Source organism: Variovorax xiamenensis, assembly GCF_050916385.1.
Taxonomy (GTDB): Bacteria; Pseudomonadota; Gammaproteobacteria; order Burkholderiales; family Burkholderiaceae_C; genus Variovorax.
The window spans coordinates 2,549,743-2,563,473 of record NZ_CP139038.1 but is presented as its reverse complement, the minus strand read 5'-3'; the positions used below and the strand labels follow the sequence as shown (position 1 = coordinate 2,563,473).

At 64.9% G+C, this 13,731-nt stretch carries 16 protein-coding genes; 12 read left to right on the top strand and 4 right to left on the bottom strand.

What is annotated here, in order from left to right:
* Positions 1–9: 9 nt before the first annotated feature.
* Positions 10–1,674 carry an efflux RND transporter periplasmic adaptor subunit gene (locus SFB74_RS11380; protein ID WP_432730926.1) on the bottom strand — a complete coding sequence of 555 codons (1,665 nt, stop codon included), beginning with the start codon at positions 1,672–1,674 and terminating at the stop codon, positions 10–12.
* A 263-nt stretch (positions 1,675–1,937) separates the two neighbouring features.
* Here SFB74_RS11380 and SFB74_RS11375 point away from each other — a divergent pair, with 263 nt between their 5' ends.
* Genes SFB74_RS11375 through SFB74_RS11355 form a run of 5 tightly spaced genes read left to right on the top strand, consistent with a single transcriptional unit; the run spans position 1,938 to position 5,678 of the window.
* Positions 1,938–2,459 (top strand): DUF6622 family protein, encoded by a 522-nt coding sequence (locus SFB74_RS11375; RefSeq protein WP_432730925.1) that lies wholly within the window; start codon positions 1,938–1,940, stop codon positions 2,457–2,459.
* 39 nt (positions 2,460–2,498) lie between these two features.
* Complete coding sequence (locus tag SFB74_RS11370; protein WP_432730924.1) at positions 2,499–3,449, top strand: sterol desaturase family protein; 951 nt, start codon at positions 2,499–2,501, stop codon at positions 3,447–3,449.
* Complete coding sequence (locus SFB74_RS11365; RefSeq protein ID WP_432730923.1) at positions 3,446–3,745, top strand: 2TM domain-containing protein; 300 nt, start codon at positions 3,446–3,448, stop codon at positions 3,743–3,745. The genes SFB74_RS11370 and SFB74_RS11365 overlap by 4 nt, the downstream gene beginning before the upstream one ends.
* Positions 3,742–4,818, top strand: coding sequence for a sensor histidine kinase (locus tag SFB74_RS11360; RefSeq protein WP_432730922.1), 1,077 nt, complete (start codon positions 3,742–3,744; stop codon positions 4,816–4,818). Before SFB74_RS11365 ends, SFB74_RS11360 begins: the two co-directional genes overlap by 4 nt.
* Before the next feature lie 26 nt (positions 4,819–4,844).
* Positions 4,845–5,678: a LytR/AlgR family response regulator transcription factor gene (locus SFB74_RS11355; RefSeq protein ID WP_432730921.1), complete on the top strand. Its 834-nt coding sequence runs from the start codon at positions 4,845–4,847 to the stop codon at positions 5,676–5,678.
* Positions 5,679–5,760: 82 nt separating this feature from the next.
* Here the strand turns inward: SFB74_RS11355 and SFB74_RS11350 are convergent, their stop codons facing one another.
* Positions 5,761–6,102, bottom strand: coding sequence for a hypothetical protein (locus SFB74_RS11350; RefSeq protein WP_432730920.1), 342 nt, complete (start codon positions 6,100–6,102; stop codon positions 5,761–5,763).
* Positions 6,103–6,252: 150 nt separating this feature from the next.
* On the opposite strand from SFB74_RS11350, the gene SFB74_RS11345 reads away from it, so the two are divergent.
* From SFB74_RS11345 to SFB74_RS11335, 3 genes are read left to right on the top strand one after another with little or no spacing between them, the layout of a single operon-like run.
* A complete protein-coding gene (locus SFB74_RS11345) occupies positions 6,253–8,070 on the top strand; it encodes a glutamine--tRNA ligase/YqeY domain fusion protein (protein ID WP_432730919.1) in 1,818 nt (605 codons plus the stop codon).
* Positions 8,071–8,088: 18 nt separating this feature from the next.
* Positions 8,089–9,171 (top strand): ParA family protein, encoded by a 1,083-nt coding sequence (locus tag SFB74_RS11340; protein WP_432730918.1) that lies wholly within the window; start codon positions 8,089–8,091, stop codon positions 9,169–9,171.
* Between the two features lie 11 nt (positions 9,172–9,182).
* Complete coding sequence (locus SFB74_RS11335; protein ID WP_432730917.1) at positions 9,183–10,049, top strand: SIR2 family protein; 867 nt, start codon at positions 9,183–9,185, stop codon at positions 10,047–10,049.
* A 28-nt stretch (positions 10,050–10,077) separates the two neighbouring features.
* Here the strand turns inward: SFB74_RS11335 and SFB74_RS11330 are convergent, their stop codons facing one another.
* The gene (locus SFB74_RS11330) at positions 10,078–10,386 is read right to left on the bottom strand and encodes a hypothetical protein (protein ID WP_432730916.1); all 309 of its coding nucleotides are present in this window, start codon (positions 10,384–10,386) and stop codon (positions 10,078–10,080) included.
* A gap of 89 nt (positions 10,387–10,475) precedes the next feature.
* Between SFB74_RS11330 and SFB74_RS11325 the strand changes: the two genes are divergently transcribed.
* The 4 genes from SFB74_RS11325 to SFB74_RS11310 are packed head-to-tail and all read left to right on the top strand — an operon-like array spanning position 10,476 to position 12,676.
* The gene (locus tag SFB74_RS11325; RefSeq protein ID WP_432730915.1) at positions 10,476–11,057 is read left to right on the top strand and encodes a pseudouridine synthase; all 582 of its coding nucleotides are present in this window, start codon (positions 10,476–10,478) and stop codon (positions 11,055–11,057) included.
* Positions 11,058–11,090: 33 nt separating this feature from the next.
* Positions 11,091–11,999 carry a peptidoglycan DD-metalloendopeptidase family protein gene (locus SFB74_RS11320; protein ID WP_432730914.1) on the top strand — a complete coding sequence of 303 codons (909 nt, stop codon included), beginning with the start codon at positions 11,091–11,093 and terminating at the stop codon, positions 11,997–11,999.
* A 33-nt stretch (positions 12,000–12,032) separates the two neighbouring features.
* A complete protein-coding gene (locus tag SFB74_RS11315) occupies positions 12,033–12,323 on the top strand; it encodes a nucleotidyltransferase family protein (RefSeq protein WP_432730913.1) in 291 nt (96 codons plus the stop codon).
* Positions 12,320–12,676, top strand: a complete 357-nt coding sequence (locus SFB74_RS11310; protein ID WP_432730912.1) for a HepT-like ribonuclease domain-containing protein — start codon at positions 12,320–12,322, stop codon at positions 12,674–12,676. Before SFB74_RS11315 ends, SFB74_RS11310 begins: the two co-directional genes overlap by 4 nt.
* Positions 12,677–12,785: 109 nt before the next feature.
* On the opposite strand, the gene SFB74_RS11305 is transcribed toward SFB74_RS11310, so the two are convergent.
* On the bottom strand, positions 12,786–13,721 hold the full coding sequence (locus SFB74_RS11305) for a succinylglutamate desuccinylase (RefSeq protein WP_432730911.1): 936 nt from the start codon (positions 13,719–13,721) through the stop codon (positions 12,786–12,788).
* Positions 13,722–13,731 lie beyond the last annotated feature (10 nt).

The following is a 13,731-nucleotide window of genomic DNA, read 5'->3' as shown; positions in this document are numbered from 1 at the left end:
CGTTGTTCGTCATTGGCTGCGCCCGCCCTGCCCGCCTTCGCCGCCGCGGCCTTCGGACATGCGCTGCCAGCGCTCCAGCGCGGCCGGGTCGCCGCGGTCGAGTGCCTCGAGGAAGCGCTTGCGGCGCTCGAGCTGCTCGGGGTTGTCCTTGGCCGAATCGAGCATGCGCTGGCGCTGCTCGGCGGTCGGGAGCTTGGCGGGGGCCGCGGGCGCCGGTTCCGCCGAAGGTGCCGGGGTCGCGGACGGGGCCGCGGGGGCTGCAGGAGCCGCCGGAGCAGCAGCGGCCGGACCGGCTTCGCCGGCCTTCGGCGCGCCGGGGCCTGCGGGACCGCCAGCGCCGCCGTTGCTGCCGCCACCGCCATGCCGGCGTCCGCCGCGCGCACCGCCGGCGGGCGCCGATGCCGCGCCGGCCGGACGCTCGACCTGGGTCTGCACCCGCGCACCGTCCTTCAGGCGGTCGCCGCCTTCGGTCACGACCTGCTCGCCGGCCTTCAGGCCCGACATGATCGCCACGTTGTCCACGCTCGATTCGCCTCGCGTCACCGGACGCTGCGAGACGGTGCTGTCGTCGTTCAGCACGTACACGTAGTCGCCGTTGGGGCCGTGGCGCAGCGCCGTGACGGGCACCACGACAGCGCTGGCCACCGTGCGCAGCAGCAGCCGCAGGTTGACGAACTGGTTCGGGAACAGCGCGTTGTCGGCGTTGGCGAAGCGGGCCTTGGCCTTGACGGTGCCGGTGGCGGTGTCGACCAGGTTGTCGAGCGTGGAGAAGGTGCCGTTCGCGAGCCGGCGCGTGCGGGTGCGGTCGAAGGCCGTGGCGTCGAGCTTGGCGCCCTGGCCCAGGCGCTCCTGCACCTCGGGCACGCGGTCCTGCGGAATGGCGAATTCGACGTCGATGGGCGCGATCTGGGTAATGGTCGCCACGCCGTTGGTGGTGCCGGTGGAGATGTAGTTGCCCGCGTCCACCGGCCGCAGGCCGATGCGCCCGCTCACCGGCGCGGTGATGCGGCTCCAGGCGAGGTTGAGCTTGGCGGTGTTCTCGTTGGCGCGGTCGATGGCCACGGTGCCTTCGAGCTGCTTGACCAACGCGGCCTGGGTGTCCACGTCCTGGCGGGCGATGGAGTCCTGGCCCAGCAGGGTCTGGTAGCGCTGCAGCGTGACGCGCGCCGCCGCGAGCTGCGCCTCGTCGCGCTGCCGCGCGCCGGTGGCCTGGCCAAGCGCGTTCTGGAACGGCTGCGGGTCGATGGTGGCGAGCACGTCGCCCTTCCTGACCATCTGCCCTTCCTGGAAGAGCACCGCCGTGAGCACGCCCGACACCTGCGGCTGGACGATCACGTTGGCCAGCGGCGTGACGGTGCCCAGTGCCTCGAGCTGCACCGGGATGTCAGCCTGCCTGGCGGTGGCGATGCCGACCGTGCTGGAGGCCGGGCCGCCGCCGCCCCGCCCGCCGGGGCCTCCCGGGCCGCCGGGCCCGCCCTGCCGGCCGGCGCCGGGGCCAGCACCGGGGCCGGCGACGGGCATCTTCGAGCGCTGGACCAGATACCAGGCGCCGCCGCCCAGCACCGCCAGCAGCAACAGTGCCAGCAGGCTGCCCATCCAGCGGCGTCTGCGTACCGTCGGATGCGTGGGAGACACGGTGGAAGGCAGAGGCTCGGTTGGTTTTTCTTGTTCCATGGACGGTGCGTGCGAAAGGTGCAGAGGTGCGGACCAGCGTAGTACAGCGCGGATGGTAGTCCCGCTCTTTGCTGGGCCGTAAAGCGACGGTAAAGCTGACCGCCGCCCCCTGCAATTCACGCTGCCGGGCTGCAATTCGCGCCGCGTGCGTGCATTCCGTCGCACGGCGATGGCGGGGCCGGGCGGGCGTCGGCACAGTCCACCCCATCGATTCCCTCCCCGCAGTTTTTCAAGTTTTCCTTCACCTTCCACGGAGTGCCGCCATGCTGATGCAAATCATCCTTCACACGCCCAAGTGGGTGTTCGCCGTCTTCTTCCTGCTGCTGTGGCTCGGCGCCCGGCAGCTGCTGGCCAACCAGGTGAGCCTGTCCCGCGTGACGCTGATGCCCGTCGCCATGGGCGGCCTGTCGGTCTACGGCGTGGTCTCGGTCTTCGGAGACTCCTTCGGCGCCCTGCTGGGCTGGGCCGCCGCCGCGGCCGTGATGGCGGCCCTCGTGCTGCAGCGCCCGCTGCCCGCCGCCACCAGCTACGACGCGGCCACGCGCCAGTTCCAGGTGGCCGGCAGCCCGGTGCCGCTGATGCTCATGATGGGCATCTTCCTGACCAAGTACGTGGTCGGCGCCACCCTGGCCATGCACCCCGAGCTGCGCCACGACGCCACCCTCGCCCTCGTGGTGCCCGTGCTGTACGGCGCGTTCACCGGTGTCTTCGCGGCCCGCGCCGTGCGCCTGTGGAAGCTGGCCATCCGTACTGACGCCATGGCCGCGGCCGCCCGCGCCGCCTAAGATTCCAGAGCCACGACTTCCAGAAGAAGACACACCACCATGAACGCGCTCTTGCTGATCCTCAAGATCTCCGTCACGGTGGTGCTCGTCGCCTCCATCGCCGAGGCGCTGGCGCTGTCGTGGCGCAACGGCTGGCGCAGCTACGACTGGAAGGCAGCCGGCGTCTCGGTCTTCGACTTCCTGGTGCGCGAATACCCCCTGCGCTGGCTGCTGCCGCTGGCCTTCTGGACCGGGGCGATGGACTGGTTCTACGCCCACCGCCTCTTCACCCTGCCGATGGACCACTGGAGCGGCTGGGTCGCCTGCTTCATCGGCCAGGAGTTCTGCTACTACTGGTATCACCGCGCGGCGCACCGGGTGCGCTGGTTCTGGTGCACCCACGCCATCCACCACTCGCCGAACCAGTTGAACCTGTCGGCCGCCTACCGCTTCGGCTGGACCGGCCGCCTCACCGGCACCCTGGCCTTCTTCATGCTGGCGCCGCTGCTGGGCATGCCGCCCCGGGTGATCCTGCTGATGCTCACGCTGAACCTGCTTTACCAGTTCTGGATCCACGCGACCTGGATTCCGCGCCTCGGCCCGCTGGAATGGGTGCTGAACACCCCCTCGGCCCACCGCGTGCATCACGCCTCGAACCTGGAATACCTGGACGGCAACTACGGCGGCGTGCTCATCGTGTTCGACCGCCTGTTCGGCACCTACATCCCCGAGCGCGCCGACGTGCCCTGCCGCTACGGGCTGGTCAACCCGGTCACCACGCACAACATCCTGGAGATCGAGTTCGGCCAGTGGCGCGCGCTCTTTCGCGACCTCGCCTCGGCCCGCTCGGTGCGCGCCTTCGTCGGCTACCTCGTGAAGCCGCCGGGCTGGAAGCCCGACGGCCCCGGCGACACGACCGAGGAGCTGCGCCAGCGCGCGGCCCTGCAGGCGGCGCCGCAGCACGCTGCAGCCACCGATTTCATTCCTGTCCAATACAAGGAGCTGTCATGACTTCCTACGCATCTTCCGATTCCTCCCGCTCCGACATCGAGCGCCTCGCTCGCCGCCGCGCCGGCGCCAAGATGGGCTGGTACATCCACGCCCTGGTCTACGTGCTGGTCAACCTGGGCCTGGTCGCCATCTCGGCCGCCAACGGCCGCAGCTGGGCGATGTACCCGCTCATGGGCTGGGGGCTGGGGCTGCTGATCCACGGCGCGGTGATCTGGCTCATCGCGCCCGGCGGCGGCTTCTACGACAGGCTGGTCGAACGCGAGCGCCGCGCGCTGGGCTCGCGGGATCGCGGATGAGCCTGGTCCAGCCCGCGGCCGACGCCTCCGGCAAATTCAGGATCGAGAACCTGAAGTCCATGCTGCGGCATGGGCTGATCACCGTCGTCTTCTGCTGCCTGATCGCCACGGCGCTGACCATCACCGGCGGCGACAACTGGGTCGCCCACATGGTGTACTCGCTGTCGATCGGCATCGTGACGTGGCTGTTCATCGACCTCGGCCGGCTCTTCATCAGCGGGCACCGCGAGTCTCTGTGGCCCGAGTGGCCGTGGGGCATGCTGCTGGTGGCGGGGGGCGTGATCGTCGGCTTCTTCGTCGGCAACCTCGCCGGCGACGCCTGGATCGGCGCGCCGGCATTCGACTTCCTCGACCTCAAGGGCCACAAGCTGGCCACCGGCATCACGATCACCATCATCGCGGCGATCGGCATGAGCTTCTTCTTCTACAGCCTCGGCAAGAGCAAGCACATGCAGAGCCAGATCGAACTGGCCCAGCGCAATGCCACCGAGGCCCGGCTGAAGCTGCTCGAGACGCAGCTGGAGCCGCACATGCTGTTCAACACGCTGGCCAACCTGCGGGTGCTGATCACCGTCGATCCGCCGCGCGCCGTGGCCATGCTCGACCGGCTCAACAGCTACCTGCGCATGACGCTCAGCGGCTCGCGCGCGCTCTCGCATCCGCTGTCGGCCGAATTCGAGCGGCTGGGCGACTACCTGGAGCTGATGTCGGTGCGCATGGGCGACCGGCTGCGCTACACGCTCGAGCTGCCGCCCGACCTGCGCGACGCGCCGGTGCCGCCGCTGCTGCTGCAGCCGCTGGTGGAGAACAGCATCCGCCACGGGCTGGAGCCGAAGGTGGAAGGCGGCGAGATCGTCGTGCGTGCGCGTACGGAAGCCGGCCAGCTGGTGATCGAGGTGAACGACACCGGTGTGGGCCTCGGCGCGGCGCCGCCCTCGGAAGGCAGCGGCTTCGGGCTGGAGCAAGTGCGCGAGCGGCTCGCCACCGTCTATGGCGCGCACGGCCGCATGAACATCGGGCCCTCGCCTTCCGGCGGCACCAGCACCACGCTGAGCTTCCCGGCGCCCGCCTGAATGCGCCCCCACACGACAACAACAAGATGACCAACCCTACCGCCCTCATCGCAGAAGACGAGCCCCTGCTCGCGCAGGCCCTCAAGGCCGAACTGGCCGCCGCCTGGCCCGAACTGCAGATCGTCGCCACCGCGGGCGACGGCCGCAGCGCCGTGCGCGAGGCGCTGCGGCTGCTGCCGCAGGTTCTTTTCTTCGACATCCGCATGCCCGGCCTCGACGGCCTCGGCGCCGCAGCCGAACTGGCCGACTGCTGGCCCGCCGACGAGGCCCCCATGCCCCAGCTGGTGTTCGTGACGGCCTACGACGAGTACGCCGCCCGCGCCTTCGAGGCCCAGGCCATCGACTACGTGCTCAAGCCGGTGCAGCCCGACCGACTGCGCAAGACCGTTGGCCGCCTGCAACAGGCGCTGGCCGCGCGGCAGCCGGCGCCGACGCCCGCGCTGGCGGATGCGGCGCTCGAGCAGACGCTCGCCCAGTGGCGCCAGGTGCTGGGCGCGGCAGGAGCCGGAGCGGCCTCGGCCGCGCCCGCTCCGCTGCGCATGATCGCCGCGAGCGACGCCGGCGGCAGCACCGTGCGCATGGTGCCGATCGACGAAGTGCTGTATTTCGAGGCGGCCGACAAATACCTGCGCGTGCTGACCGCCACGCACGAATACCTGATCCGCACGCCGCTGAAGCAGCTGCTGCCCCAGCTCGACGCCGACACCTTCTGGCAGGTGCACCGGGCGGTGGTGGTGCGCAGTTCGGCCATCGAATCGGTGCACCGCGACGAGGCCGGCAAGCTGCACCTGATGCTGCGCGGGCGGGCCGAGAAGATCCCGGTCAGCCGCCTGTACGCCCATCTTTTTCGCGCAATGTGAAATCGGGCGGGCGAGCGCCCAAAGAAAAAGCCGGCCCTTTCGGGGCCGGCTTTTTTCATTCAGTCACGATTGCCGTGGCGTTTTAACGCCAGTGGCCATGTCCGCGGTAGTAGCCACGACCGTAGTAACGCGGGCCGTAATAAGCCGGCGGGCCGTAGTAGACCGGGGCCGGACGGTAATAGACCGGCGGCGGGCGGTAGTAAACCGGCGGCGGCGGCGCGTAGTAGACGGGGGCCGGCGGCACGTAGACCGGTGCCGGGTAGTAGGCCGGGCCGCCAACGCCCACTGCAACGCCTGGAACGCCGACGCCGATCGACCAGCTCACGTCGCTGCGGGCGCTGGCCGAAGTGGCGGCAAACAATGCACCGGCTGCCACGGCGCCGGCGGCAGCCCACTTGAAAAAGGTTGAACGTGTGAAGCTCATGATCCTGCACTCCTTGTTTGGTCGGGCTGCGTTCGGGTATGAACCGCCCATGTGGTGTATTGAACGCGGCAAATGCAAAGAGGGTGCACTCGGCATTGTGAAGAAAGTTGCCAAAGGTAACCCACGAGGGGTGCACCCTAAAATGCCACGATGACCTCCCCGACCGACAAAAACGGTACCAAAACGACCGCCGCTCCGAGCAATTTCCTGCGCCACGTGATCGAGAACGACCTCGCACAGGGTGCCTATTCTGGCCGCAAGTGGGGCGGATCGCCCGGCAACGCCGCCCATCACGCGCAGGGCATGGCCGATCCGGCCAAGGTGCGCATGCGCTTTCCGCCCGAGCCCAACGGCTACCTGCACATCGGCCACGCCAAGAGCATCTGGCTCAACTTCGAGCTGGCCAAGGAATACGGCGGCGTCAGCCACCTGCGCTTCGACGACACCAACCCCGAGAAGGAAGACCAGGAATACGTCGACTCCATCCGCGACGCGGTGAAGTGGCTCGGCTACGAGACCTACCTGGCCGACCGCCCCAGCGCCCCCGGCACGCTGCAGCCGCACGAATACTTCGCGAGCGACTACTTCGACTTCATGTACGAGGCCGCCGAATACCTCATCGGCGCCGGCCTGGCCTACGTCGACGAGCAGACCGCGGAGGAAGTGCGCGCGAACCGCGGCGACTTCAACACGCCCGGCACCGACAGCCCCTTCCGCACCCGCACGCCCGAGGAGAACCTCGCGCGCTTCCGCGCCATGCGCGACGGCCAGGTGGCCGACGGCGCCGCCATCCTGCGCGCGAAGATCGACATGGCCAGCACCAACATCAACATGCGCGACCCCGCGCTGTACCGCGTGCGCCGGGCCCATCACCACAACACGGGCGACAAGTGGTGCATCTACCCGATGTACACCTACGCGCACCCCATCGAGGATGCGCTGGAGCAGATCACCCACAGCATCTGCACACTGGAGTTCGAAGACCAGCGCCCCTTCTACGACTGGCTGCTCGACCGCCTCGCCGAAGGCGGCCTCGTCGCCAGCCCGCACCCGCGCCAGTACGAATTCGCGCGCCTCAACGTGACCCACGTGCTCACCAGCAAGCGCAAGCTGCGCCAGCTGGTCGAAGAAAAGTACGTCGACGGCTGGGACGACCCCCGCATGCCCACCATCGCCGGCCTGCGCCGCCGCGGCTACACGCCCGAGGCGCTGCGCCTGTTCTGCGAGCGCAGCGGCACCACCAAGTCGGGCGGCTGGATCGACTACGCCAGCCTCGAGGCCGCGCTGCGCGACACCCTCGACCCCGTCGCCCCGCGCGCCATGGCCGTGCTCGACCCGGTCAAGCTGGTCATCACCAACTGGGGCGAGCTGATGGGTAGCGACGACGCGCTCGACTCGTGCTCGGCCCCGGTGCACCCGCACCACCCCGAGATGGGCCACCGCGAGTTCAAGCTGGGCCGCGAAGTCTGGATCGAGCGCACCGACTATGAAGAAGTGCAGCCCAAGGGCTTCTTCCGCCTGTTCCCCGGCAACAAGGTGCGGCTGAAGTACGGCCACGTCATCGAGTGCATCGGCGGCACCAAGGACGCCGACGGCAAGCTGGTCGAAGTGCAGGCGAAGCTGGTGCCCGACACCAAGAGCGGCACGCCCGGCGCCGACGCGATCAAGGTGAAGGGCAACATCACTTGGGTGGCCGCCGCCGACGCGGTGCAGGCCGAAGTGCGGCTCTACGAGCGCCTGTTCGCCGAAGCCCATCCGGGCAGCGGCGAACTGCTGGAAGAGCTGAACAGGCAGAGCCTGGAAGTGTGCTCGGCCTTCGTCGAGCCTTCGCTGGCCAAGGCGGAGCCCGGCGTCGGCATCCAGTTCGAGCGGCACGGCTACTTCGTGCTCGACGCGAAGGCCAGCGCCACTGTCGGCAAGCCGGTGTTCAACCGCGCGGCCGGGATGCGGGACAGCTGGGGCAAATGAAGAAACCCAAATGTTCCGATGACTACCGAGCTCGGTCAACTAACACTCTTCAGGAATGAAATGGCTATTAAAAAAACGCCTCTACACGTCACCACCGAAAAGACACTAGAAAAAAACAAAAGGACCGGGGCCCGGTCAATATGTTTTTTTAACAACAAAGGTGGCGTGGGAAAAACAACTTTGGTCGCCAACCTGGCTGCTCAGTTAGCCCTAAATTTACATCAGAAAATTCTGGTAATCGATGTAGATCCGCAATGCAATCTCACACAATATTTGCTCGACGACTCAGAGTTTGCATCCACTTATGGCGTCGACCTTCCCGCAAAGACCATATTTGACGTCATCCAGCCTCTTTCCATGGGAAAAGGCTACTCCAACAAATTGCCAGTTCGAAAAATCAATCAATTCGGAGTTGACTTAATTGCTGGAGACCCTCGCTTAGCATTAAAAGAAGATTGGCTTGCCCAAGATTGGAGAGATGCAAAAGCAGGCGGAACTCGAGGGCTTCGAACCACCTTTATTTTTTCCGAATTAATCTCTCGAGTCTCGAAAAACTATGACTTCATATTCTTCGATATGGGGCCTTCACTCGGGGCAATCAATCGATCAGTTCTTTTATCTGCGGATCATTTCATCGTTCCAATGTCAATTGACATTTTCTCCATGTGGGCGATCAAAAACATTGGCCAAGCACTTAAAGTTTGGCAAAAAGAATTGTCCAACGGACTAAATTTAGCAGAAGACCCCAACGAGATAAACGAATGGAATAAGCGCGCACAGTTATCCTTTTTAGGATATGTAACCCAGCAGCACAAGGAGAAAGCCGAAAACGGAAATCCTCGAGTTGTGGAAGCATATAACGCCATCAAGCAGCAGCTTCCTGCGGCGATCAAGGATCACTTAGGCACATTATTTCCCAAAGGAGAGTTCAACCCTCATCTCGGAGATATCAAGCATTTAGCAAGTCTGGCACCTAAATCCCAAACTCTTCACATGCCAATGATTACAGTGAACGCAAAGGGAAGTTATACGACTACGCGAGCTCAAGCGCGAGCGATTTACGATGCTCTTTCCGCAAGATTTGCACAAAATCTCAAATAATCTGCATCGAGATGACTAAATCACAGACATTTAATGCCGATCTAGTCGCAGACATCGCTCGCCGGAGAGTTGTAGTTTTTATTGGGGCCGGAGCATCAAAATGGGCAAAACCATACAGCGGGAGCAGCTTTAAGGATTGGGCTTCTTTTCTTCAAGACGCGGCAAAAAATGCTCCCCTGAAAATTCAAAAACTTGTAAAAGAACGTTTAAAGTCAAAAGACTACCTAATCGCCAGCGAATTACTAAAATCAAACTTGGCAGATCAATGGTCTTCAATTCTTACCGCAGAATTTCAACAAGCTGCAGACGTCTCCAGGCTTCACAGGGCCATCATCTCCCTTGGCCAAAGAATTGTTGTAACAACAAACTTCGACAAATTAATTGAAAATGCATGGAATGAATCCAACGCATCGCGCTACCCTCGTGTAATTTCAAAAATTGACCAACAAGCATTCAAATTATTCAGAGACGAAGAATCTTATTTAATAAAAATTCACGGCTCCATTGACGAACCCGAGAACATTGTATTCGACAAAACAAGTTTTCAGCGCGCAGCATTTTCCAATCAATTCTACCAAGATCTAATCAGCACTTTACTGCTAACCCATACCTTTTTGTTTATTGGGTTTTCAATGGATGACCCGGCGGTTTCATTGCTGGTTGAGTCGCACGCATACCGTTTTTCCGACACGCGTCCACATTACGCGTTTATGGCTGGGAAAAATCAACTAGAGATTGACAATCTCTCAAAATCCATAAGAAGATTATTCATTCTTCGCTATCCCGATGCCAATCATCATTCCGCGTTGGCGGATCAAATCGAACTGCTAGCAATGCAAGGTGCCCAAAGGCGCAAGGAACTAGCCATTTCGATCTGACTTAGGACGCGTTCACCTACATTACTCCCTAGTTGGCCTGCTTGTAGACCACGCCGATCACCGCGCTGTTCTCGTCGGTGGTGCACACCGCCGAGCGTCCCTGCGGCCCGACCTTCAGGTTCACCGTGTAGACGCCGTCGCGCGGCGTCGTGCCCTTGTCGGCGACGATGCTGGCCGGCGGCACCTTCAGTTCGCGCGCCGCCGCTGCCACGCAGTTCTTCACGCTGGCCTCGGGCGCGCCGCCCACCCGGATGCCCGGGCTGTTGCATGCCGCCAGCAAAAGGCCGGCCACGGCCACCGTGCACGCGAGTTGGATGGAGCTTCGCATCGTCGTCATACCGGATTCCCCTGTGTCATGAACCAGTCGATTGGAGCCGCCGCGGCCGCCGGAGGTTGCAGGACAGACCCGGGCTATCCTGTCGGCACATGAATCGTCCGAGCCCTCCGCCCTCTCGTTCTTCGCCCTCCGCTTCCTCCCCCCGGCTGATCCGCTTCAACAAGCCTTATGGCGTGCTCAGCCAGTTCACGCCCGAGGGCCGCTGGCGCGGCCTGAAGGAGTTCATCGACATTCCGGGCGTCTATGTCGCCGGACGGCTCGACGCCGACAGCGAGGGGCTCCTGCTACTCACGGACGATGGCAAGCTGCAGGCGCGCATCGCCGATCCGCGCTTCAAGATGGAGAAGATCTACTGGGTGCAGGTAGAAGGCGAGCCGACCGAGGCGGCGCTCGCCTCGCTGCGCAACGGCGTGCAGCTCAACGACGGCCCCACGCGCCCGGCCAGGGCGCGGCTGCTCGCCCCACCGTCCGAGGTGTGGGAGCGACAGCCGCCCATCCGCGAGCGCAAGAGCATCCCCACCGCCTGGATCGAACTCGCCATCCGCGAAGGCCGCAACCGGCAGGTGCGGCGCATGACAGCCGCCGTGGGGCTGCCGACGCTGCGGCTCATCCGCGCCTCGATCGGGCCCCACACGCTCGAGGGCCTCGCGCCCGGAACCTGGAGCGAATAGCTCCCTCCATCCAACTCATTCCGTCCTCTTCACATGAAGCAAACGCCCTCTTCTTCCTTCGACCCTCTCGTACTCAACCGCCGCGGCGCCGTGCTCGGCACCATCGGCCTGCTCGCCGCGATGCACACCGGCGCCGCGACCAAGCCGACGGCAACAAAGAAGCAGCCCGCGGCAACGCCCGGTGTATGGCCCCGCGCATCGCAAGTGCCCGGTGGCGTGGCCCGCCTGTCGCTGGGCCCGTCGGCCAGGCGGCCGCAGGCCTTTGCGGGTGACATCCCCTTGCTGGTGATGGGCGACGCCATCGAATGGACCGCGCTGGCCGGCATTCCCCTCGCCGCCGAACCCGGCGAAGCCAGCATCACGGTGCGCGCCGAAGGCAAGCCCGAGCGCCAGATCGCCTACACCATCGCCCCGAAGCAATACCGCGAACAGCGCCTCACGGTGGCGCCGCGCACCGTCGACCTGTCGCCTGAAGACGAGGCGCGCTATGTCAAGGAACGCGACCACCTCACCGGCGTGATGGCCACCCTCACCGACATGCGCCCCGACACCGTGCTGCAGATGCGCGTGCCCGTTCCCGGCCGCCGCTCCAGCTCCTTCGGCCTGCGCCGCGTGTTCAACGGCCAGTCGCGCAATCCGCACAGCGGCATGGACATCGCGGCAGGCACCGGCAAGCCGGTACTCGCGCCGCTGCCCGGCAAGGTGATCGACACGGGCGACTATTTCTTCAACGGCGGCACCGTCTGGCTCGACCACGGCGGCGGCCTGCTGACCATGTACTGCCACCTGAGCCGCATCGACGTGAAGGTCGGAGACGTGATGAAGACCGGCGAGCAGCTCGCCGCCGTGGGCGCGACCGGACGGGTGACGGGGCCGCACCTGCACTGGTCGGTGATGCTGAACCGGGCGATGGTGGACCCGGCGTTGTTCATTCCGGCCTGAGATCCAACGAGGAGCCACATTACACTCGGCCTCATGCGCCCCTCTGAAGCTCTGCTCCAGCATCGCGATCGCATCCGGGAGATCGCGCTGAGTCACCACGTCAGCAGCGTGCGAGTGTTCGGTTCCGCTTTGCGCGGCGAAGACGGGCCCGACAGCGATCTCGATCTGCTGGTGGAGCCCACGGCGCAAACCACACTGATGGACATAGGAGCCATCAGGTACGAACTGAAGAACCTTCTGGGCATGGAAGTAGACGTGCTCACGCCCAACGGCCTGCCTCTCAAGTTTCGCGATCAGGTGCTGCGCGAGGCTGTACCGGTATGAGTCGACGAGATCCGCAACGTGTGGCGGATTACTTGGGTCATATCCTGCAAGCGATCGACAGTATTCACGACTACACGAGCGGCGCTACCGCCGACAGTTATCTCGTCGACCGGAAAACACAGGATGCAGTGGTACGCAACCTGGAAGTGATCGGGGAAGCCAGCAACAACATCGTGAAGCACCACGCGGAATTCGCCGCTGCCCACCCCGCCGTTCCCTGGCGTTTTGCCTACGAGATGCGCAACGCGCTTTCCCACGGCTACTTCACCATCGACCACACCATCGTCTGGCAAACCATCCAGCACGATTTGCCATCGCTTCGCGAGCAGATTGCGGAGCTGTTGAAATCCTGAGCCTTGCCGCTCCATGAGCCGAGACGTCTGAAGACGTCGCTGCGCCACGCAATCAACGCCCGCACCAGCGGTTCATTGCGGGCGCGGCGGTCGTTTCTGCCGACCAGCCTCAGATCGGCTTGGTCAGGTAGACCGCCTCGCGCCCCACGATCGCGCGCTGGGCCGGCATGAAGATCGTGCAGTCGTCGCACAGCGCGCGAATCTCTTCGTCGCCGTTGGTCGCGATCAGTTCGCCCTTGGCGAAGGTCTCGAAGCCAATCAGCGGGCGCACGAAGGCGAAGTCGGGCGACTTGATGACGAACGTCTGCAGCAGCTGGAAGCGCCGCTGCGGCTCGGCCGGCGGCGTGGCCGGGTCCTTGTCGACGAGGCCGAAGTAGGCGAGGAAGTCGTAGGTGACGGCGGTGGCCAGGTCGGAGGCCGAGCGCAGGAAGTGCTGGCCGCACTCGACCACCATCGCCACGCCCTTGCCGTCCGGGCCGCCGTGGCTGCCGTACTGGATGAGCGGCGTGCCCGAGCCCAGGCCGTCGGGCATCACGAGGTGCACCGAGGGGCGGCCGATGGCCAGCGCGACCTTGGCGTTGCGCTCGAAGCCCGGGTACACCCAGAAAGGCACGACGGGCTGGCTGGTCGAGTGGATGTCGAGGATGTGGTCGGCCGCCTCGACCACCGGGCGCAGGACGCGCGCGCGGCTCAGCTCGGGGCTGTCTTCGGTGCCGTCCAGCCATTCCGGCGACCAGATGCGATTCAGGTTGTGCACCAGCTGCCGGCTGTCGAAGGGCAGCGCCTCGTTGAACGACTCGTAGGCGGCCACGTTGGCGAAGCTCACGGTGAGCGTGCCGATCTTCGGGCGCACGTTGTTGTCGAGCAGGTGCGTGGCCGCCGTCATGCCGCAGATCTCGTTGCCGTGCGTGAGCGCGTTGATCAGCACGTGCGGGCCGGGCTTGCCGGACTCGAAGCGGTGCACGTAGTCGACGCCCACGTTGCCCTTGCGGTAGGCGGAGAGATCGCGGGGAAGGACTTCGAGGGCGGGGGGAGCTTGGGTCATGGGGCGAATG

Bases quoted from the DNA above. Each gene is read 5' to 3' on its own strand.
- SFB74_RS11350 (WP_432730920.1), bottom strand. From the start codon at position 6,102: ATGAGCTTCACACGTTCAACCTTTTTCAAGTGGGCTGCCGCCGGCGCC.
- SFB74_RS11315 (WP_432730913.1), top strand. From the start codon at position 12,033: ATGCGCCCCTCTGAAGCTCTGCTCCAGCATCGCGATCGCATCCGGGAG.
- SFB74_RS11375 (WP_432730925.1), top strand. From the start codon at position 1,938: ATGCTGATGCAAATCATCCTTCACACGCCCAAGTGGGTGTTCGCCGTC.
- SFB74_RS11320 (WP_432730914.1), top strand. From the start codon at position 11,091: ATGAAGCAAACGCCCTCTTCTTCCTTCGACCCTCTCGTACTCAACCGC.
- SFB74_RS11380 (WP_432730926.1), bottom strand. From the start codon at position 1,674: ATGGAACAAGAAAAACCAACCGAGCCTCTGCCTTCCACCGTGTCTCCC.
- SFB74_RS11325 (WP_432730915.1), top strand. From the start codon at position 10,476: ATGAATCGTCCGAGCCCTCCGCCCTCTCGTTCTTCGCCCTCCGCTTCC.
- SFB74_RS11310 (WP_432730912.1), top strand. From the start codon at position 12,320: ATGAGTCGACGAGATCCGCAACGTGTGGCGGATTACTTGGGTCATATC.
- SFB74_RS11360 (WP_432730922.1), top strand. From the start codon at position 3,742: ATGAGCCTGGTCCAGCCCGCGGCCGACGCCTCCGGCAAATTCAGGATC.
- SFB74_RS11330 (WP_432730916.1), bottom strand. From the start codon at position 10,386: ATGACGACGATGCGAAGCTCCATCCAACTCGCGTGCACGGTGGCCGTG.
- SFB74_RS11355 (WP_432730921.1), top strand. From the start codon at position 4,845: ATGACCAACCCTACCGCCCTCATCGCAGAAGACGAGCCCCTGCTCGCG.
- SFB74_RS11365 (WP_432730923.1), top strand. From the start codon at position 3,446: ATGACTTCCTACGCATCTTCCGATTCCTCCCGCTCCGACATCGAGCGC.
- SFB74_RS11340 (WP_432730918.1), top strand. From the start codon at position 8,089: ATGACTACCGAGCTCGGTCAACTAACACTCTTCAGGAATGAAATGGCT.
- SFB74_RS11305 (WP_432730911.1), bottom strand. From the start codon at position 13,721: ATGACCCAAGCTCCCCCCGCCCTCGAAGTCCTTCCCCGCGATCTCTCC.
- SFB74_RS11345 (WP_432730919.1), top strand. From the start codon at position 6,253: ATGACCTCCCCGACCGACAAAAACGGTACCAAAACGACCGCCGCTCCG.
- SFB74_RS11370 (WP_432730924.1), top strand. From the start codon at position 2,499: ATGAACGCGCTCTTGCTGATCCTCAAGATCTCCGTCACGGTGGTGCTC.
- SFB74_RS11335 (WP_432730917.1), top strand. From the start codon at position 9,183: ATGACTAAATCACAGACATTTAATGCCGATCTAGTCGCAGACATCGCT.